Origin of the sequence: Synechococcus sp. BIOS-E4-1, assembly GCF_014279995.1 — a bacterium.
Classification (GTDB): domain Bacteria; phylum Cyanobacteriota; class Cyanobacteriia; order PCC-6307; family Cyanobiaceae; genus Synechococcus_C.
Genome location: NZ_CP047935.1, coordinates 1,095,141 through 1,114,046, shown reverse-complemented (window position 1 = coordinate 1,114,046; position 18,906 = coordinate 1,095,141). Strand labels below are relative to the sequence as shown.

The window sequence follows — 18,906 nt, the reverse complement described above, 5'->3', positions numbered from 1 at the left end:
AGTGGGGTGTGTGGATCTATCTACCCCACTACAAGAACGGGGACAGCTCCAACGCGACCACCTCAAAGCGGTAGGTACGGACGCCATCAACCCGGAACCTCTGCCTCTGGGTGGTGAACCCCGCCACCTTGAGCAACGCCTTGGCGAACGTTGCGGGGACGTCGTCGTCTGGTCCAGGGATGGTGACGCGGCCACCGAGGACGTCTCGCAGCTGCCGTGCCTGGTGCTTGTCGAGGCTCTGCACCTCTGCTGCCATCGCGCGGAACTCAGCGCTATCGACAGTGAATGACCCTGCAGCGACCAGGTCATGCACCCTGACGCGCAGTAGCCACTCATAGGCATTGCTGGGGTCTACTGCTCCCAGGTCTACCCAGGTGCCTTCCTTGGTTTCCCTGTTGGCCTCTGAGCTGGCCTGGACAATTGTCTTCTGACCAGTCATGACCTCATGGATCAGCTGTGTCCGACGGCTCAGTTCATCCTGTTTTGTCTGTTTATCCCGCTGAGCCTTCGGAATGACAACGGCGTTATCGCTGACCAGCTCATCGAACGACCGGAGCGTGTAGCCCTGGTCCTTCAAGCGACAGGCGAGGACGTGATCGTTATGGATGGCCTCGTAATTGACTCGAGCTTCAAGGGCGACTGAATAGCGCACGGTCGCCGGGTCAACGCTCGATAGGTGCTCCCGGTACAGCTCCTGCATCGTCGGATCGATCGCAGCGAACCTGGCACGACTGACCTCTTCTGGTGATGTCCGCCCAGTTCCAGTGGTCGCCTTCGGTGTCCTGACAGGCGACAGCATGATGCGCCGCTCTGCGCTGCGTGCCCTGGCGACGGCCTGCATGGCGTCCTGAGGGCCCATCGCGAACTGCTGCACACATGCAGCGATGCCAACGGTTGAGGCCTCGTATGAGATGCCAGACACCACGGACGGGCTGTATCCGACCAGGGAGAACTGACCTGCGACGGAATTGGTGTTGGACATCAACTCAGCGACTTCCAGTGTCTTGGAGTTCTCGCCATGGATCAGGAAGCTGCGAGGGAAAGGAGCACTGAATTTCTTCAGTGATTCGGCCTCTCCCATCGAGAGCCAGACCTGTTGACCTCGATCGATGGTCTGTCCGCACAGCTGTTGGAGCTTGTCGATGTTGTCGGCAGTGGCGTCGCCACAGAAGAGCTCGGACCGCCGGCGGAAGGTCGTATTGATGACGTGGGGTTGCACGCCAGACAGCGCCTGCAGCCATTCCAGCTCGATGTCGCCGATACCAGCCTCAGCAGCGATGACGGTGACCTCTGGGTTGCGGATCAACCGTTCAATGGCCTTGATGGCCTCGCGTCTCACCTTCGTCATGGCGTCGGTGCCGGCCAGCAACAGGTGGAAAGCCGCCTGGGTGAGCTCATCAAGGAACAGCACGGCTGGCCTGAGGTTCTCCTCCAGCTCATGACTCCACTTCAAGAGGTCCCATTCGCCGCTGTCCTTCTTGATGGATTCACAGCAACAGAACAGACCGTCCCTTAGTGCGCCCCGTTCACGTTCAAACGTGCCGATGGGCGAGCTGAGATCCCTGACACCGAACTCACTAGAGCCTTTATGAACCAGCGACGCGCGGTGATACAGGCCCATCACGATGACCTTGCGCCCAAGGGCCTGCTCCATCAGGGCGATGGCACCAACTGAGGCCTTCGTCTTCCCGGTCCCTGTGGGTCCCTCAAGGGCGATCACACGGCTTTTCTTCTGTGCCCTGACCAGGTCCATCGGTTCGAACTCGCGATCGATGGTGGTTGTGCGCCAGCTGCCTTTGAGCCGCGCGTAGTGGCCCTTCTCGTCCTCGTTCGGATTGAAACTGTCGGTTTGATCCGTTGAGCGGTCGAAAGTCCCGGCGACAAGCGCCTTCCCTTTCGCAGCGAAGTAGTCGTCCGTCTTGGCCTTCCCTGGATCGAGCCAGGTGAACCAGTTGGCATCAGCTCCGGCTCGCTTTAGCTGCCCTGCCAGACGTTGCGCAGCGCGCTCTGAGTTGCTGCCGTTGTCAAACCTGACAATCATCCGACGGCCACCCTTGGCGAGCTCCCGCAGGGGCACACGTAGGCGATCTGAGCGGGTCTTCTGTCCTGCGGAGTTGATGCCGTTAATGCCGACGGCGAGCTGACCATGGGAGGTCGCCGAAATCGCCTTGAGGGCCGATTCCTCGACCCAGATGGGGACCGCCGGGTTGCTGAAGATGAACTGCCATGCCATCTCCGGGGTGTACTCCTCTCGAGTGCAGATGAACCCGTGATGATCCAGCAGGTGCATGGCGTACTCCCACGTCAGCGGCGGGAGGTAGACCTTCACCATGGTGCCGGTGCTGTCGAAACGAACTTCACCCTTCTCTCGGGTGCGGATGCTGGGGTGCTTGCGTTGACCTGCAAAGTGCAGGCCGCTCAGGAGTACGCCTTTGTTTGTCATCCCGACGCTGTAGATGTTCCAGTTCTCGGGCGGAGTTTCTCGGAACCTGTGGTTCGTTTTGCGAGTGATGGATCGTTCCTCGCATGCGACCTCGTTAGGGCGTAGGTCAGGGTTGTTCTTGGCCGCTCTTATACGTTCCCGCGCCTTGCGGTCGAGCGCTTCACGCCAGCCTTCATCAGCACCGAGGGTGATGGTCCCGCGGACGTAATCGTCTTGATCGATCAGGTGGTGGATAGCTAGCTCGGCTCTGAGCTGCTTAGTTGAGTGGGGCCTGTGACCCTGAAAGTTCTTGCGCATTGGGTTTGTGTGTGTGTGGAAGGTCCGGATCGACCACCTCGCACACACAGGGCCAATGAACCCAAACGAGGTGGCTATCCGGCTCAGGGAGCTACTCCTGAGGTTGTTTAAGTTCGCCACAGAAGTGGCAAGAGAGCAGTTGTTGTTCTCGTTGCAAGTGTTCCGAAGCGGTGACAACCACCTCGAAATGCCAACCCTTCAAGTTACCCGCGCTTGTTCAGGTTCATACGGAATATCGATAACAACCGGAAGCCTGGAGTAGTTACATCTCTCTATTGGCTTCCTTTAGAACCGATCTTGATTCCTCCTACAAAAGCCAACCCAATAGATCCTCAGGATGGATGGAGAGAAGGCGTAGAGCCTTCATCGAGAGGCAGTGGGAGGCGACTGGAGGACGTCCACTGCGCTGGGAATGCTGCCCGCTAGATCACTCTGAGCAGCTACAAAGTCACCACCGATCCGAAGGGTTTGGTTCTTCCGGATGAAGCTCGATGACGCTGCTTGAAGCCCGTTGGAAGCCTGTTGGAAAGCGCGCAAGTCGATGAACTCTTTCCCACAACTCCCTGGTGAGCCCGCAGATGCCTTCGAGCAGCTCCTGCTCCATCGAGACTTCGGCCCCACTCGCCAGTTCAGTCAGACAGCAGATTTTGTGGGGTGTTCCGAATCGACCCTGCGCCGACGAGGAGAACAGTGGAACTGGGTCGAGCGTCTGGCTGACTACGACTCAGGGATGCTTAAGCAGGCATCAGAAGCACGAACGAAGGAGGATCTTGAGCGCTACAAACACCAGCTTGAGACGTTCCGTCAAGAGCAGCTCGCACGAGCTCGCTCCGTTGGAGATCGAGCTGAGGAGCTACTGGCGATGGTCGAGCGCAGCGTCAGGCATCACCTGGAAGCCGGCACCGTTCTCCAAGGGCGTGAGCTTTCTTCTGTAATGGCCGCGGCTTGCAAGGCCTTGGAGGGTGCCATGAACATCGAGGCGACGGCTCTTGGGGTCGCAGGGCTACTTGAAGATCTTTCGAACTAACGAAGGCTTTTGACGGGAAGCTGGAGTGAACACAGCATCAGAGGTTCTTGAAGCTGGTTCCCGTCGGCGCCATCTGGCTCCAGAAAACCTCCGGCGTTCTGCCCTGAAGTTCTCTGGAGCCGAGGCTCCCTAGTTCAGAAGACGAATGTCGTCTTGATCAGACCGCCCAGTTGCTGGAAGGTTGAACCGTCCGGTGTGAGCTCGCCCATAGGTCGCGACAGATAGAACAGCGCCGGGGTGACGCTGATGTTGTCGGTCACCTGGAACTGGTACCACCACTCCCAGATGAACTGACCATCGGCCGGGGTATCGCCACCGCGCAGATCGGTCGCAAAGACGGGTTGGCCCACAGCCATACCTGCATTGTTTCCCGCCATGAACACGTCGTTCCACTCCAGTCCCACCGTCCAGGACTGACTGCTGCTCACCTCACCGCTGTTGTCGGTCTCACTGCTGTTGAATCCCCAACCGACGCTCACCGAAGGAACCCAACCACTCTCTTCCGGTGCCCAGGATCCACCCAGACCAAAGGCGTGAGTGACACCTCGGGGGCTCAGCGATTCCTGCGTAAACGGGGTGGCATAGGCGATCAAGTCATGCCCGTTCTGGATCTGGGAGTAGATCGCGGCGAGATTCCAACCTTCACCCTCCCAGCCCAATTGAACCGTGCCGGTACCCGCTGCGTTGTCAGTCGCGAAACCACCTTCGCGCGTGTCGCTGGCTGCCCCATTGGCCGCAACGTAGTTAGCGGAAGCACGGAAGCCACTGGAATCAGACCACGAGATGCCTGCCCCTGCCCCCAGGTTCTTGTTGTAAGCGCCAGGTGCTCCATTGAGCGTCACCGCATCGAGAATCGGATCACTGAGATACACGCTCGGCCAGATCGCGAGCATGTCTTCCTGCCCGACGTAGGGACCTGCGGTGATCGTGAGGGACTCCCCAATGGGGAAGGAATAGAAGAGCTTGTCGATCACCAGTTGATTCGGTTGATCACCCTCCTGGAACGCGGTATCCAGGGTGGCCAAACCCGACGGCCCCCCACTGCCGAAAACGTTGCCGTCTCCGTCGAAATTGCCAGAACGCAGCACGGTCGTCAGCTGATCCTTGCCGGTAAAGGATGTCTCCAGGGCCAACTGCAGGTCGTAATTGAAAACTGTCCCGCCGAACTCGGCATTGCTATCTGCGCGAAGCGGGGTCGCGGAACCCATGAAACGATTCGCTCCGACAACCCAAGTCGCCAAGCCAGAGAGCTTGGTGGTGGTGGAGAACTGGGTTGCTGCCAGTTCACCCACGCGAGCTTCCAGACCGTCCACACGGTCCTTGACGATGGCGAGTTCCTTCTCGAACTCCTTCATCAGGCGCTTCAGCTCGTCGGTCACTTCGGTGATGCGATCGAGACAGGCGTTCAGCAGTGCGGCCGCTTCAAAGCGGGTCATCCCGGTTGCCGCGGTAGGTGCCGTTGGGGTAGCCAGCGACGCAGCCGTAGCGCTCGATCAGGTTGCTCAGAGCCTGATAAGCCCAGTCCGTCGGATCAACGTCAGAAAACTGGGTGATGCTGGTGACCTGCTCGAGGCTGCTCCTTGAAGAGCTTGAGGCGTAGTCAGCGACACCGGCAACGTTGACTTCAGTCGCACCGGCAGCCAAAGGATCCAGAAGGCCCAGGGCGGCCGGAGCAACCAGCAGTTTCTTGAAAATTTTCATTTGTACAAATAAAAAAACCCCAGAGGTGATCTCTGAGGTCAGAAGCTGTGAAACGACTTGCTCGTGATCAGTCGATCAGGGCCACCCAGGCAAAGGCCATGCCGATGCCCATCCAGATGCCGGCACCAAGGCGTTGCCCCTGTTCACCGATGCGCTCCAGCAAGGACTGGGACCAACTGGTCACCACCAGCAGCAATGCGCCTTGGCCAATCAGAAGACCCAGGAAATAGGTCGCCAGAGGGGTGGGTTCGGCACCCACAATCGTGCTGCCAAGCAGAAAACCGTGCAGGGCCACTAGTGGCAATACAAGAAATGAAGGGATGGCGAACAGAGCCATCAACCCCTCTGCCGCAAGGGTGAGAGACACCAGCGCCTCAGCCCAGGGAGCCACGGCATCCGGCAGGGGGATGAACTGCGACAGAACACTCCCCCCTAGGCCAGCGGCCAGCAAGGGGAGCACCCATGTGCGAGGTCGCGGCAGGCCGATTAAGGCGATCGCCAGCAGAAACAGCAGATGGTCAGGTCCCAACAGGGGGTGACCAATGCCACTCAACAATCCCTGCAGAGCCGAAAGGTCTGTGCTGTCTCCCATCCCGAAGGGGTGATGGGCATGGGCTGGACTGAACAGGGAAAGGCCGACTAATCCCGCTGTGGAAATCACACCAGCCCGCAGCAGGGGGCTGGCTTTCGTCAAAGCATTCATACGATCCGCGTCGTTTGGAATCCTGGCGGGCGTTCTGACTGACGTGGGCAGCGAGCCGACGTTTCACAGCTGCGGGACAGCGACGGATTCTCACCGTTCTTTCCCCGTTTCCTTCAGCGGCTGATCCCCGCTGAAACCAGACCCCTCATACTACTGATCGCTGCAGCAAGTGCTACCAACCAATGGAAAAGCTGCTAACTGCACGCTCCATCTCATAAGGTTTCAGCCTCTCCGCCAAAACTCTCTTGCTTCGCATCGGCGCAGGTCTAACCCTTGTATTGCTGGCGCTGATCAGTAGTGGATGTCGCCAAGGCGCCAACCAAGACCAAGCCAACACTGGAAAGCCTGTTGTACTCACCACCTTCACGGTGCTGGCCGACCTGGCCCGCAACGTGGCGGGAGATCGCCTGACCGTTCGATCCATCGTCAAGCCGGGGTCGGAAATTCATGGCTACCAGCCCACGCCCAGTGACATCGAACGGGCCAGTGATGCTGATCTGATCGTGGAGAACGGGCTGGGGCTGGAGCTCTGGGCGAGGAAATTCACCGCCAGCGCCGGCAACATCCCCACCCTGACCCTCTCCGATGGCATGGAGCCGCTGCTGATCGAAGAGGACGCCTACGCGGGCAAGCCCAATCCCCATGCCTGGATGTCGCCCCAGCGCACGATGGCCTACGTGGATCGCCTCGAGCAAGCGTTCCGCGAGCTGGATCCGGCAGGAGCTGATGAATTCGCTACCAACGCCTCCTCCTACAAGCAGAAACTGAATCAGCTCGACCAGGAGTTGCGGGCCGCACTCGCAACGCTTCCAAAAAAGCGCCGTGTGTTGGTGAGTTGCGAGGGAGCCTTTACCTATCTAGCCAGCGATTACGGCCTTGATGAGGCTTACCTATGGCCTGTAAATGCTGAAAGCCAGGTAACACCAAAACGCATGGCGCGTTTGATCGACACCGTGCGCGATCGTCAGATCCCAGCGATCTTCTGTGAAAGCACAGTAAGTGACAAAAATCAGAGACAAGTAGCAGCCGAATCTGGTGCTCGTTTTGGCGGGACCTTCTATGTGGACTCTCTCTCAACTGAAGATGGACCAGCTTCATCACTGCTGAAGCTGCAGCGTCACAACGTCGACCTTTTGATTCGGGGGTTGTCGGCAAACCAGGCAGTGGGCAACTGAACCTTTACACAGCAAATCCGAACATTGGCTTAGCCGCATAAAGATGCTTCCCCAACTCCAGAACCTTCTGATCGGGGCGTGTTTAGGCCTGCCGTTGTTATGCGACGTTGACCGCGTGCACGCCTGAGTCGAAGGTCCTGCTAAGGGAATGCCGTTCGAGCAAGTGGCGATCCATCTGGGTGAAGGCCAAACCCTAAACGAAGAGTAGGCCGGTCGTTATGACAAACGAGATGTGTTTCTGGATCGACTCCCCGTCTCACAAGCCACGTTCGAAGTCGACCCAGAGAAAGGGCTGAAGAACCTGGCTTATGAGTTCGCCATCGATGCCATGACGGAGGTGCTTGCGGGCCTGCGCTCAACATGGGCCACCGCTGAGCACAAGCCTCGACCACGACAGCCATAACGATCAGGTCAGGGTGTGGAACACGGGTGAAGAGCTGATTACCGCTGTGAAATAAGACAGTGCCGGCCAACAGGCCTTCCTGATCTCTTAGAGGCCCAGCCGGTTGCGCCCCGCAACGCTTTAAGGAGTCCCGAAGAGAGCCCATTCATTGCGGAAAGTTCTTCAGAAGCCTCTCGACAACACCGCCGTGGCTGGAGCTGCTGTTACAGGTTCAACCACCGTAGGCTTGTGGAACAAGCGGCTCGATGCGTGTTGTCTTTGCCTGAACGCCCTCTGAGTCCGGTTCGTTGGCTTGCCTACTACCGGGTCAGTACAGATCGCCAAGGACATTCCGGACTGGGCCTTGAAGCGCAACGGGCCAAGGTGGAAGCCATGGCCTCTGAGCGGGGGGCTGTGATCGCTGCTGAATTCGTGGAGGTCGAAAGCGGTCGCAAGAACGACCGCCCTCAGTTGACTGCGGCTCTGGCTCAGGCTCGTGAGGAGAAGGCCGTCATTGCTGTCGCCAAGATCGACCGCCTGGCTCGTGACGCTGGCTTTGTTTTAAAGCTCGCCAATGAGGCTGAGAAGAACGGGATGGGTGGTTTCGTCTTTTGCGACCTCCCAGACATTGATGCCACCACCAGTGCTGGTCGGATGGTGCTCACGATGATGGCCAGCGTGGCTGAGTTCGAAGCACGTCGGATCAGCGAGCGCACTAAGGAAGCGTTGGCCGCGGCCAAGGCCAGAGGTGTTCGCCTGGGGGGATACCGGCAAGGTGCGGCTGAGCGGGCTTCAGAGCGCAAGCAAAAGGCCATTGCTGAGGCGGAGGGTCTGCGTGGAGTTTTCGAGCCAATGGTTCGTGCAGGCTTGAGTTACAGGGCCATGGCTGATGCGCTTGCATGTGTTGGCAAGCTCAGTAAGTCAGGGCGTCCTCTCGCACCGGCCCAGATCGGTCGGATCCTCCAGCGCTTGGGTTTGTCGGGAAAGCTGCTGGGCAGTGACCAGGCCGGGGTCGCTGCCTGATGGGTCAACGAAGCAGCGCTGAGCATCGCGACTTCAGTCCTCTAGCGGCTGAGCTCAGTCAATCCCTGTTGGCCTGGTGGGCAGTTCATGGTCGGAAGGACCCTGCGCTCAAGCCGTGGATGTTCACCAAGGACGGCAGGTGGCCTGAACCCCACGAGCATCTTGATGTCCTGGACTGCTGGATCGCCGAGGCGGGACTCCAGCTTCACCAGTGATTCTTCAGGCACAAGATCAGACTTGTTGAGAATCAGCACATCAGCGAATGCCACTTGTTCAGAGCTCTCATTGCTCCGCTCAAGTTGTTGGTCAATATGGGCAGCATCAATGAGCGTGACAATTCCATCAAGGGTGAATTCGTCCCGGATTTCATCATCCATGAAAAAGGTCTGGGCAACCGGGCCAGGATCCGCAAGTCCGGTGGTTTCGACGAGGACGTAATCAAATTTGTCGCGTCGCTTCATCAGGTTCCCCAGAACCCGGATCAAATCCCCTCTAACTGTGCAACAGATACACCCATTGGACATCTCAAAAACCTCTTCATCAGCATTGATCACAAGCCCTTGATCAATGCCTACCTCCCCGTACTCATTCTCAATCACGGCAATACGTTTGCCATGTTCTTCACTTAGTATTTTGTTCAACAAAGTTGTCTTTCCAGAACCCAGATAGCCGGTCAAAATCGTGACGGGTACTTTTTAATACATCAGTCCTGAGCAGCGCGCATCCACACACTAATGAAGCTGATCAACTGCTGCGATAATGATTATCATTCTTGGGGACTGAGTTTCGCCGAGCTCAGGACCATCACTTTCGTTCCGGCTTTCACAACTGAATGGCTTCTGTTTTTTCGCGCCTGAGCGCCATCCCTCTCCTGATCGGCCTGGTGGCCTGCGGGACACAAAATGCAATCAACAACGAGACAAGCCAGGGCAAAGGCGTGAAAGTGGTCAGCACTTTCCTTCCGATCACACTGTTCACGGAAGCGGTGGCCGGCGACTGCGCGGAGGTCACATCATTGATCCCGCCCAATCTGGGGCCCCATGATTTTCAGGCCACACCCTCCGACCTGACGGATCTCAGCGGAGCGAATGTTCTGGTCAAAAATGGACTGGAGATGGAGGAATTCCTCGACGACCTGATCGACTCCGCTGACAACAAGGATCTGGTTGTGATCGATTCCAGCAAGGGCGTGGAAACGATCAAAGCGGCCGGTGGCGGCCACGATGATCATGACGAGCACAGTGATGATCATCACGACGGTGAACACCATGAGGGTGAACACCATGACGATGATGATGACCACGATCACGGCCACGATCACGGCCATGGACACAGCCATGGTGAATATGACCCCCACATCTGGCTCGACCCGGTTCGCGCTGCCCAGCAGGTCGAGAACATCAGAGACGGCCTGGTCAAAGCCGATCCCAGTTGCGCAGAGGGATACAGGAAGAATGCCGACCAATACACCGCCAAGCTCAAGGAGCTGAACACGGAGTTCACTGCCAAGCTCAAGCCTTACAGCGGCAAGACTTTTGTGGCCTTCCACGACTTCGCCACCTATTTCGCCAACCGTTATTCCCTTAAAGCGGAATTTCTGGTTGACCTGCCGGAGATGAATCCCAGCCCTGCCGATCTGCAAAGGGTCGCCACTCAGGTCAAGGAATCAGGACTGAAAGCCCTGCTCACTGAACCTCAGGAAGGCAACCGTTCCTTCAATGCCTTGGCGAAAGATCTTGGAGTGAATATCGTTGAGTTCAACCCTCTCGAGACCGGCTCAGCAGAGTCCGCCAAGAAGCCTGGAACTTACTTTGAGGTGATGCGCTCCAACGTCAACAATCTGACTCAAGCCATTGGGGACTGACGTTTGATGCCCAACCCGGTGGTGGTGGTGAGCGATCTGTCGGTTGAACGGTCAGGGCGCCTCGCCGTTGAACAGGTCTCGTTCGAACTCCCGAGTGAGAGCGAGACCGCCGTGGTTGGACCCAACGGCGCCGGCAAGAGCACTCTGGTGGCCGCTTTGCTCGGGCTGCTGCCAAGAAAGCAAGGAACGGTTCAGATTCTGGGAGAAAAGCTTTCCGCCAACGGCGACCTCCCCGGTGCCATCCGATCTCAGATTGCCTACGTTCCGCAGAGTCTGGCCCTGCAGGGACGTTTTCCCCTGACGGTGGCCGAATTCGTCGGTTTCGGATTTGATCCCCCAGGACCACGCTGGCCCTGGCATCACTACCGCAAACGCAAGGCCGCCGTTGAGAGGGCACTGGATCGCACCGGTTGCATCGACCTGAGGAACCGTCTTCTCAGTGAACTGTCCGGAGGACAGATCAAACGCGTGATGCTTTCCTTCTGCGTCGTGCGGGCCCGTCAGCTGCTGGTGCTCGATGAAGCCCAGGCAGGCCTTGATGTGCCGTCCAACGAACGCTTTCAGCAACTGCTGCTGGAGCTGCGACGTCAGGAGGGATGGACCGTTCTGCACGTCTCTCACGATCTCGACATGGTGCGTCGCAGCAGCGACCTGGTGCTCGGGCTCAATCGCCGCCTCTGCTGCAGTGGTTCACCCGATCACACCCTGACGCCTGAGCGACTCCTTGATCTGTACGGGCCCAACATGGTGCCTTACAGACACCAATGTCATGGTTGACACTCAGGCACTGGCGCTTGTCCTCGCCGAACCCTTCATGCAGCGCGCGCTGATCGGCGGCCTGCTCACCGGTGCGCTTGGGGGGTTGCTGGGCAGTGTTGCCGTGCTCAGGGAACTGTCCTTTTTCAGCGATGCTCTTGGGCACTCCGCCTTGCTTGGCATCACGATTGGAATCCTGATCGGCGTGAATCCCACACTGGTTCTGATCCCCTTTGCGGTGCTGTTCGCCATCCTGGTGAATCAGCTGGTGGAGAGAAGCTCTCTCCCCACGGATGCACTGCTCAACATTGTCTATTCCACCTCACTGGCAGCAGCGATTCTGTTTCTCAGCCAGGTGGAGAGCTATCGGGGCGGGATTCGCCAGCTGCTGTTTGGAGACATTCTCGGGGTCAGCGGTCTGGACCTGATCGTGATCGGCATGCTGCTGGCGGCAGCACTGATCTATCTGAGCCTGAGCCTGCGAGCACAGGTGTTGCTGACCCTGAATCAGGATCTTGCTGGTGCTGTCGGTGTCCAGACCCGATGGCACCGGCTGGCCTTCATCGTTCTGCTCGCCGTGGTTGTGGCGGTGTCGATCAAGGCGGTTGGCGTGCTGCTGATCAGCGCCTTTGTCGTGATTCCATCCTGTGCGGGCCGTCTGCTCTGTCGTCGTTTCCCGCTCTATGTGTTTGTCTCTTCGATCCTGGGAGGCACCTGTGCCCTGCTTGGCTTGCTGGCATCCGGACTCACCAACCTGCCGTCAGGGCCCTCCGTGGTGATGGTGCAGTTCCTCGGATTCCTGATCGCCCTGATTCTCAGTTCACGCGTCTTCAGACGGCCATCAACGACAGAACCTGCCCCCCAGCCCTGACATGGGCCGATAGGTTCTCGGAGCAGCAGAACAGTCTTGATGACCGTCGCGACATGTCCGAGCACCGGTGCTGTCACGGGCCTCAGGGAGACGCTCGAATTTTTCAGTGACCCTGGCTTCGCCAGCAAACGCTTTGCCGCCCATGGCGATGTCTTTGAGACCCGTCTGCTGGCCCAGCGCATTGTGTTCATCCAGGGTGAGCGGGCAATTTCCGATCTGCTGAAGCAGGGAGCAGCCCTCGAGGGCTGGTGGCCGGAGAGTGTGCGGCAGCTGCTCGGCAGCCGGTCGCTGGCCAACCGCAGCGGGTCGGCTCATAAAGCACGCCGTCGCGTGGTGGGGCAACTGTTCTCCAGCGGCGCACTCTGCCGCTACACACCATCGATCCAGGCTCTGATCGAGCAGCTGATCTTTGAGCTGCAGGAAAGCGCTGCTCCCCAGCCTCTGGCAGCCCAGATGCGACGATTTGCCTTTGCCGTGATCGCCAGCACCGTGCTGGGGCTCGATGCCAGCGATCGCGATGCTCTGTTCACTGACTTTGAGATCTGGACCCAGGCCCTGTTCTCCATTCCTCTGGCTGTTCCTGGGACCCCATTTGCCCGAGCACTGGCTGCGCGGGAGCGGTTGCTCGCTCGTCTGAAAATGGTGCTAAAACGCAGCGACTCCGGCCAGGGTGGTCTGGATCTGCTCAGCGGTGGTCTCGATGAGGTCGACATGCCACTGGATGACGACGACCTGGTGGAGCAGTTGTTACTCCTGTTGTTCGCAGGCTATGAGACAACAGCATCATCGTTGAGCTGTCTGTTCCGTGCTCTACTGCTCAACCCGGATGTGGAGCGCTGGTTGCTGCCGGAACTGCTGGCATCACCCTGGCCTTTCCAGGCCTCACATCGATCACCCCGTCTGGATGCAACGGTTCTGGAGGTGATGCGGCTCACACCGCCGGTAGGAGGCTTCTTTCGTCGCAATCTGCAGCCGATTCGGATAGCCGATGTGGAGATACCGAAGGATCGGGTGATTCAGGTGGTGCTGGGATCATTCAACGCAGAGGAAGCCAGTGACATCAGCGCATTCCGACCACAGCGCCATCTGGATGGATCGTTCAATCAGACCCTGCTGCCTTTTGGAGGCGGTGAGCGGGTCTGCCTCGGCAAGGCCCTGGCCGAACTGGAGATCAGGCTGATGACCGTGGGGCTGATCCAACAACTGCAGCTGCGTCTGGTGCCAGATCAGAACCTCTCGTTGAAGCAGATCCCCAGTCCGACACCGCGTGATGGACTGCTGGTGAGCGTGGAGCCTCGCTGAAAACGGAACCGGCGCAGGAGGATCTCCGGCAGTCAGCAAGACCAATCACAAACAGTGTGCTTGAACTGAACCGGATTGACATCGTCTCAACCAATCGATGCATCGACAACAACAGAACAAAGCAATCTTCAATCACTCTGACAAAAACGATCAATAACTCGAACACATCTGACTGTTTTAATTTGCTCAGTGCAAGTCTCTGCAAAGTCTAACCAGACAAGACCACATATCTGATCAATAAACTTTTGAACAAGAAAAGATGACAGACAACAGCAGCCACTGCAGCGAATACCCCTTCAAGTGACATCGAGCACTTCAGCAGTGATAGAGACTGGACAGAGCCGCAAACCGACAATACAGTAAAGAATGGAAAAGAATATGAACAATGCTCGCCAATCAAAGCTATTCAGTGATCATCGCAATGATGATCCTGACCCTGGTGTGCTGGGGCTCATGGGCAAACACACAAAAACTGGCAGGCAAAATCAGATTTGAATATTTTTATCTCGACTACTCCATCGGTGTCACATTATCAGCATTTTTAATGGGCTTTCTTGCAGGAAGCAGTACACCTACAGGCAAATCTTTCCTTGAAAACATCGCCAATGCAGACTTCAAACATGTCGCCTACGCTCTGATTGGAGGCATCATATTCAATATTGCGAATTTTCTGCTTGTAGCAGCAATCGAAATCGCCGGCATGTCAGTTGCATTTCCCATCTCAATTGGCATTGCAACAATTCTCGGTGGAATTCTGAACTATATGATTGATCCTCAGGGTTACCTTCCGCTGTTCTCAGCTGGAATGATCATGATGGCTCTGGCGGTGATCTCGGCGTCTCTGGCCTATGGATGCATCAAAACCGCCAGCACAGATCAAAAGCCTAAAGGACTTGTTATTGCTCTGATCTGCGGGTTGCTGATGTCACTGTGGTCTCCACTTGTAACCTTCTCTTATTTACCTGGTGAAGCATCTCTTGATGTATTTGGAGCCTTTGCAATGATGGGAGTGGGCATCATTGCTTCATCCATACTTCTTTTCCCATATGTCATCAAGAACCCCATCATCCCCACAAGAACTGATGATCGAACTCCATTCACAAAGCAACCTGCTGCTCATCATAGCGGAGGTGTATTAGGAGGAATAATATGGGCTGTAGGCACAATGAGTTTTTACCTGGCGTCGACTCGCGCAGGGGCAGCCGTTGCATACACCTTCGGCCAGGGAGCTCCCCTGATGGCAACCGCATGGGGCCTATTTGCCTGGAAGGAATTCAAGGGCGCGACAGGATCCGGCAAATACTTAATTGCTCTTTTCGCCTTTTACATCGCTGGACTGACTCTGCTTGCCAACGCAGCATCTCAGGGATAAAATCAAAAAATGAAAAGTCAAATCCATAGGCTGAAAAATTCGCAAATCATTTGCTACGGCTCTTTAAATATTGATTATGTTTATCAGGTCGAAGAAATCGCTTCTCCCGGAGAAACAATCAACAGCAAGTCGCTAGAAATCTTTCCTGGAGGCAAAGGCGCCAATCAAGCATTGGCTGCAGCTCGTGCAGGCGGACGTGTACACCATGCAGGAAAAATAGGTCATGACGGAGAATGGATGTTGTCTGGTCTGCAAAACGATCAGATTGACACCAGCAATGTCGTGATCTCAGACGGCGTCACAGGTCATGCCGTGATCCAGGTGGACAGCTCCGGAGAAAACACCATCGTTCTTTTTGGTGGCGCTAATCAAAACATCACCAAACAAGAAATTGAAAAGACTCTCTCAAAATTTGATCAAGACTCGATTCTGATGATTCAGAACGAAACCAGTGAAATTACACATATCCTGAATACAGCAATTGAACGGGGGATGTTTGTTTGCCTGAATCCATCACCCATTTCCAATATAATCCAGACACTTGACATCAGTCGCATTGGTCTGTTGGTGGTCAATGAAGTCGAAGCTCAAGCACTTGGCGGCGACAGCGGCGATCAGATGCAGAATTTAAAAAATAAATGTCCGAACGCCATCGTCGTTAAAACTCAGGGCTCCCAAGGAGGAGTCGTATCGCTACCCGACAGCGAAGAAATCATCACCTACGAAGCCAGGGATGTGGTTGCTGTTGACACCACTGCAGCTGGAGATACGTATTTAGGATATCTCGTTGCAGGACTCAGTAACGGCAACGAGATCAGCGAAGCGATCAACACCGCTTGCCGTGCAGCTGAACATTGCGTCACAGTGCAAGGTGCGCAGTCATCCATTCCGCATCGAAAGCAACTTGACTGATGCTCTGGAGATCAATTCCACTCTTGATCAGTAGAAACTCAAAAGAGAGCAGAGCATGGCTTCATGCGATCCAACGATCGGCGTCCATAATCGTTTTGATCAGCAATCCAAGACGCTTGAATTCAGCGAAATTGAGATCCTTCACAGCTTGATCGAGGCCACAATCGACCCATACACCATCTCGTTTCTCGTAGATCGTGAAGTCCTGATCCAACAACTCACGCCTGATGCAATAGGTGAGGCCGTCGTCATGCAGGAAGTCGGCAGACTGGAGTTGCAGGCCCATGCCCTCAGCCCCATGAAGGCAAGGTGCTGATCCGGTGATTAAAAGCCCGCATGGATCAGCTCAGACAAGAGAAGCTTGTAACCACTCATCAATAGGTGGCGTCGGATCATGTCCACGCAGTTCCAACTCTCGGTCTCAACCACTGCAAAGGCAATGCGCCTTCATGCTCATTGCCTTTGCGGTTGCGGGCGACAAAACTATATGTATCGAGATCGGAGGCGCTGATGACAGCCGACACTCCACCAAACCAGATCCCAGAAGTCTTCTGACTTTACGGCCCCCTGCTCCAACAGTTTCCACCCATCCGTGAGGCTGGTCCTTCGACAGGCAGTCATCAGGTGCGCCACGTCGATCGACACTCCATTGCATCGCCACAGGTGCCCCGGAACCGCATCAGCCCCACCTCTGGACGTCATGGCCCCAGGGACGCCGCAGCCAGTTACTTCGCACTCCTTCTTTCATCCCGACGTGATGGAGTGAAACCATGCGCGAACGAACGAGCTAGGCCGTCTCTTCCAACCGGAGGGGCGGCCTCCTTTCATGGAAACGACTACAGCGCCATTAAGCCTTGTTTGGACATAAGCGCGAAAGTCAGCAAATAAGTCAGATCCAAAGTCCGCAGCGTACGGACAACAGGCGCGATTCACTCAGGGACGGGTGCAGGATCGGGGAAAGGGTTCCCGTCTTAATCGAGCACCTCAATGAAGTCCACATGTCTTAGGAACTGGGTCTGAACGTTCTCTTCATCAAAAGCAGCAAACCCCAGTTATTTGACGTAATGAGCTGCGAACGGCATTCAAATCAAAGCTGTCAGAGCTCTCAGAGGAAGAATTGGATGCTGTTAGCTGAGGCAAAAATTACGGCTGCGCACCCAACAAGGTAAACAATGCTTTGGGAACGCAAGTAGGCCTTATACCGCCAAATGTCTTTTAGATGTAGATATCTTTGGTGGTACTTAGACACCCGTAAACATTTGGATTTTTGCAAGCAAACTAATTCGCCTTCCGGCCTCAATACGCTTGCCTTGCAATGGGGGAGCGTCGAATCTCCATTGATTTAATGAGATAGATTGATTCATCCGAGCTCAACGCAAGGGTTTCAAATTCTTATCTTTGTTCATAAGCTTTTCAGGCGAAGGCGAAACAACTACTGCAGTACATGAGTCACAAATACAATAGATACAAGTATCGTGTTGATATTGTTTAAGTCTTGACGCAGTGAATTCCTCAATCTGTATGATCGATTTATATAAGCCATTGTTTTATCATGTCAGCCCAAGAAGATCTCTTGAACACCTTAACAACGAATCCTGAATTCAGGGACTCTCTTACAGCAGCCACAACTCCGGAAGAGGCTGTTGAACTTGCTGCGAACTTTGGGATTCAAGTCAGTGCTGAGGATCTTCTTTCAGCATTCCAATCAAAAATGTCAGAACTATCTGCCGAGGAATTAGAGGCAGTGGCCGGAGGGAAGACAGCCAACTTGAATGGTGCAAATCAGTGCACAACACCTGTCATAATGCGGTTACATGATCATGGACCCGCAAAAAAGAAGCCAAACATTTAGTCGTCCGCAGGGTAGCCTAGGATTACAAGAGAACTGAATGTATTTGATTCGCGAATAACCGCCAATAAAATCTGACCATTTAAAACTAAAAGTTCATTCAGGTTTTATAAACTTCAGACTATTGTTGAGTGTGTTGAATGATTAAAAGATTTAACTTTCTGCGGCCCCACTTCAGCCCTATAGCCTAATACATTTAGCTATGAGCTTTAGCAGCTCTCAGTTTCTCTTGAAGGCTGGTGTCGCTTTGCACCTTTTCAATAAAAGTTCTGAGTTGTTCTTCTGACATGGGTAGCAGATCTGTTCAGCAGTCATATCAACGGTGTGCTGCAGAGGCTTTGGTCAATACTTATAGCGCTCAATCATGCCAGGTATTGGATGCAATTTGGGGCTGATTTGTGGGCTGTTTGGGGTGATTGAAGGAATAAAAAGCCCCTGCCGTTGCAGGGGCTTTGATGAGTAAACTTTTAATATCCTTCATATTCCTCACACATGAAATCAGTCAACGTTTCATCATCTGAACCGCCAGCCGCGCCTTCCAGCTCATCATCTGAAACTGACGTCCGAACGTCATCAGCAGAAATCATGAACCCAGTCTCTTTCGCAATTGTAAGAGCTGCGTCAACATCAGCCGCAGCTTTAAGCTTTTCCTGGAGACTGGTGTCAGCTTTTACTTTTTCGAGAAAGGCTTTGAGTTGCTCTTCTGACATGGGTATCAAGTCTGCTAAGTAATTATAGCAACGCTCTAAAGCAAAGTCTTTGACCAACAATTACTGTGCTCAATCGTGCTAATTGATGGATGTTGATTTGTGCTCTTTTTGGAATGATCAAGATAAAAAACCTGCCAATTTAATGGCTTTGAGTGTGTAGCCTGCTCTGCAATGACATTAGTGCCAACTTTACAAAAACCAGAGAGTTAGTAACTGGGATATCCGCCACACCCACAATCGCAGGGCCCAGACAGTGGGTAGGTGTTGGGGTGATTGCCGCCAGCCGCACTCTCAAGCTCCCTATTAGATGGGTCTGGCTGGGCTTGATGATGCTCTTTCAAGTCTCCTGTGGTGATGGAGAAGCCTGCAGCTTTGGCAACAGCAACAACAGCATCGTAATCATCAGCAGCTCTCAGTTTCTCCTGAAGGCAAGTGTCACTTTTGACTTTTTCAAGGAACGCTTTGAGTTGCTCGTCGGACATGGCTAACGGGAGTCTTTGCCAGTTATAACAACGGTCT

General features: G+C 55.2%; 15 protein-coding genes, 3 pseudogenes and 1 riboswitch. Of the genes and pseudogenes, 10 read left to right on the top strand and 8 right to left on the bottom strand.

What is annotated here, in order from left to right:
• Positions 1–28: 28 nt before the first annotated feature.
• Positions 29–2,740 (bottom strand): DUF3854 domain-containing protein, encoded by a 2,712-nt coding sequence (locus tag SynBIOSE41_RS05610; RefSeq protein ID WP_186539949.1) that lies wholly within the window; start codon positions 2,738–2,740, stop codon positions 29–31.
• Between the two features lie 541 nt (positions 2,741–3,281).
• Here SynBIOSE41_RS05610 and SynBIOSE41_RS05605 point away from each other — a divergent pair.
• On the top strand, positions 3,282–3,767 hold the full coding sequence (locus tag SynBIOSE41_RS05605; protein WP_186539948.1) for a hypothetical protein: 486 nt from the start codon (positions 3,282–3,284) through the stop codon (positions 3,765–3,767).
• A gap of 134 nt (positions 3,768–3,901) precedes the next feature.
• Here the strand turns inward: SynBIOSE41_RS05605 and SynBIOSE41_RS05600 are convergent.
• A pseudogene (locus SynBIOSE41_RS05600) lies at positions 3,902–5,468 on the bottom strand (iron uptake porin).
• 67 nt (positions 5,469–5,535) lie between these two features.
• The gene (locus tag SynBIOSE41_RS05595; RefSeq protein WP_186539947.1) at positions 5,536–6,171 is read right to left on the bottom strand and encodes a HupE/UreJ family protein; all 636 of its coding nucleotides are present in this window, start codon (positions 6,169–6,171) and stop codon (positions 5,536–5,538) included.
• A gap of 6 nt (positions 6,172–6,177) precedes the next feature.
• Positions 6,178–6,327, bottom strand: a riboswitch (cobalamin riboswitch).
• Positions 6,328–6,458: 131 nt separating this feature from the next.
• Here SynBIOSE41_RS05595 and SynBIOSE41_RS05590 point away from each other — a divergent pair.
• Both SynBIOSE41_RS05590 and SynBIOSE41_RS05580 read left to right on the top strand, forming a co-directional pair.
• Complete coding sequence (locus tag SynBIOSE41_RS05590) at positions 6,459–7,346, top strand: metal ABC transporter substrate-binding protein (protein ID WP_370594225.1); 888 nt, start codon at positions 6,459–6,461, stop codon at positions 7,344–7,346.
• A gap of 652 nt (positions 7,347–7,998) precedes the next feature.
• Positions 7,999–8,751, top strand: coding sequence for a recombinase family protein (locus SynBIOSE41_RS05580; RefSeq protein ID WP_370594224.1), 753 nt, complete (start codon positions 7,999–8,001; stop codon positions 8,749–8,751).
• A gap of 182 nt (positions 8,752–8,933) precedes the next feature.
• Here SynBIOSE41_RS05580 and SynBIOSE41_RS05575 read toward each other — a convergent pair.
• A pseudogene (locus SynBIOSE41_RS05575) lies at positions 8,934–9,431 on the bottom strand (GTP-binding protein); the annotation flags it as partial.
• A 152-nt stretch (positions 9,432–9,583) separates the two neighbouring features.
• Here SynBIOSE41_RS05575 and SynBIOSE41_RS05570 point away from each other — a divergent pair.
• The 6 genes from SynBIOSE41_RS05570 to SynBIOSE41_RS05545 all read left to right on the top strand — a co-directional run bounded on the left by SynBIOSE41_RS05570 (position 9,584) and on the right by SynBIOSE41_RS05545 (position 15,828).
• Positions 9,584–10,615: a metal ABC transporter solute-binding protein, Zn/Mn family gene (locus SynBIOSE41_RS05570; protein ID WP_186539944.1), complete on the top strand. Its 1,032-nt coding sequence runs from the start codon at positions 9,584–9,586 to the stop codon at positions 10,613–10,615.
• 6 nt (positions 10,616–10,621) lie between these two features.
• Positions 10,622–11,392, top strand: a complete 771-nt coding sequence (locus tag SynBIOSE41_RS05565) for a metal ABC transporter ATP-binding protein (RefSeq protein ID WP_066908019.1) — start codon at positions 10,622–10,624, stop codon at positions 11,390–11,392.
• Positions 11,385–12,242, top strand: a complete 858-nt coding sequence (locus tag SynBIOSE41_RS05560; RefSeq protein WP_186539943.1) for a metal ABC transporter permease — start codon at positions 11,385–11,387, stop codon at positions 12,240–12,242. Before SynBIOSE41_RS05565 ends, SynBIOSE41_RS05560 begins: the two co-directional genes overlap by 8 nt.
• Before the next feature lie 39 nt (positions 12,243–12,281).
• Positions 12,282–13,544, top strand: coding sequence for a cytochrome P450 (locus tag SynBIOSE41_RS05555; RefSeq protein WP_186539942.1), 1,263 nt, complete (start codon positions 12,282–12,284; stop codon positions 13,542–13,544).
• A gap of 385 nt (positions 13,545–13,929) precedes the next feature.
• Positions 13,930–14,916, top strand: a complete 987-nt coding sequence (locus SynBIOSE41_RS05550) for a GRP family sugar transporter (protein ID WP_186539941.1) — start codon at positions 13,930–13,932, stop codon at positions 14,914–14,916.
• Between the two features lie 9 nt (positions 14,917–14,925).
• Positions 14,926–15,828, top strand: coding sequence for a ribokinase (locus SynBIOSE41_RS05545; protein ID WP_186539940.1), 903 nt, complete (start codon positions 14,926–14,928; stop codon positions 15,826–15,828).
• 61 nt (positions 15,829–15,889) lie between these two features.
• Here SynBIOSE41_RS05545 and SynBIOSE41_RS05540 read toward each other — a convergent pair whose 3' ends face one another.
• Positions 15,890–16,114 (bottom strand): hypothetical protein, encoded by a 225-nt coding sequence (locus SynBIOSE41_RS05540; RefSeq protein WP_186539939.1) that lies wholly within the window; start codon positions 16,112–16,114, stop codon positions 15,890–15,892.
• A gap of 1,266 nt (positions 16,115–17,380) precedes the next feature.
• Here SynBIOSE41_RS05540 and SynBIOSE41_RS05535 point away from each other — a divergent pair.
• Positions 17,381–17,680 carry a Nif11-like leader peptide family RiPP precursor gene (locus SynBIOSE41_RS05535; protein WP_186539938.1) on the top strand — a complete coding sequence of 100 codons (300 nt, stop codon included), beginning with the start codon at positions 17,381–17,383 and terminating at the stop codon, positions 17,678–17,680.
• A 208-nt stretch (positions 17,681–17,888) separates the two neighbouring features.
• On the opposite strand, the pseudogene SynBIOSE41_RS05530 reads toward SynBIOSE41_RS05535, so the two are convergent.
• From SynBIOSE41_RS05530 to SynBIOSE41_RS05520, 3 genes and pseudogenes are all read right to left on the bottom strand, one after another.
• Positions 17,889–17,966: pseudogene (locus tag SynBIOSE41_RS05530) on the bottom strand (Nif11-like leader peptide family RiPP precursor); the annotation flags it as partial.
• A gap of 178 nt (positions 17,967–18,144) precedes the next feature.
• Entirely contained in the window at positions 18,145–18,387 is a 243-nt protein-coding gene (locus SynBIOSE41_RS05525; RefSeq protein ID WP_186539936.1) for a Nif11-like leader peptide family natural product precursor, read from the bottom strand.
• Positions 18,388–18,593: 206 nt separating this feature from the next.
• The gene (locus SynBIOSE41_RS05520; RefSeq protein WP_186539935.1) at positions 18,594–18,869 is read right to left on the bottom strand and encodes a Nif11-like leader peptide family natural product precursor; all 276 of its coding nucleotides are present in this window, start codon (positions 18,867–18,869) and stop codon (positions 18,594–18,596) included.
• Positions 18,870–18,906: the final 37 nt, after the last annotated feature.

Excerpts from the sequence above, each read along its gene's own strand:
- SynBIOSE41_RS05560 (WP_186539943.1), top strand. The coding sequence starts at position 11,385 with ATGGTTGACACTCAGGCACTGGCGCTTGTCCTCGCCGAACCCTTCATG.
- SynBIOSE41_RS05610 (WP_186539949.1), bottom strand. The coding sequence starts at position 2,740 with ATGCGCAAGAACTTTCAGGGTCACAGGCCCCACTCAACTAAGCAGCTC.
- SynBIOSE41_RS05525 (WP_186539936.1), bottom strand. The coding sequence starts at position 18,387 with ATGTCAGAAGAGCAACTCAAAGCCTTTCTCGAAAAAGTAAAAGCTGAC.
- SynBIOSE41_RS05545 (WP_186539940.1), top strand. The coding sequence starts at position 14,926 with ATGAAAAGTCAAATCCATAGGCTGAAAAATTCGCAAATCATTTGCTAC.
- SynBIOSE41_RS05570 (WP_186539944.1), top strand. The coding sequence starts at position 9,584 with ATGGCTTCTGTTTTTTCGCGCCTGAGCGCCATCCCTCTCCTGATCGGC.
- SynBIOSE41_RS05520 (WP_186539935.1), bottom strand. The coding sequence starts at position 18,869 with ATGTCCGACGAGCAACTCAAAGCGTTCCTTGAAAAAGTCAAAAGTGAC.
- SynBIOSE41_RS05535 (WP_186539938.1), top strand. The coding sequence starts at position 17,381 with ATGTCAGCCCAAGAAGATCTCTTGAACACCTTAACAACGAATCCTGAA.
- SynBIOSE41_RS05565 (WP_066908019.1), top strand. The coding sequence starts at position 10,622 with ATGCCCAACCCGGTGGTGGTGGTGAGCGATCTGTCGGTTGAACGGTCA.
- SynBIOSE41_RS05605 (WP_186539948.1), top strand. The coding sequence starts at position 3,282 with ATGAACTCTTTCCCACAACTCCCTGGTGAGCCCGCAGATGCCTTCGAG.
- SynBIOSE41_RS05550 (WP_186539941.1), top strand. The coding sequence starts at position 13,930 with ATGCTCGCCAATCAAAGCTATTCAGTGATCATCGCAATGATGATCCTG.
- SynBIOSE41_RS05555 (WP_186539942.1), top strand. The coding sequence starts at position 12,282 with ATGACCGTCGCGACATGTCCGAGCACCGGTGCTGTCACGGGCCTCAGG.
- SynBIOSE41_RS05540 (WP_186539939.1), bottom strand. The coding sequence starts at position 16,114 with ATGGGCCTGCAACTCCAGTCTGCCGACTTCCTGCATGACGACGGCCTC.
- SynBIOSE41_RS05595 (WP_186539947.1), bottom strand. The coding sequence starts at position 6,171 with ATGAATGCTTTGACGAAAGCCAGCCCCCTGCTGCGGGCTGGTGTGATT.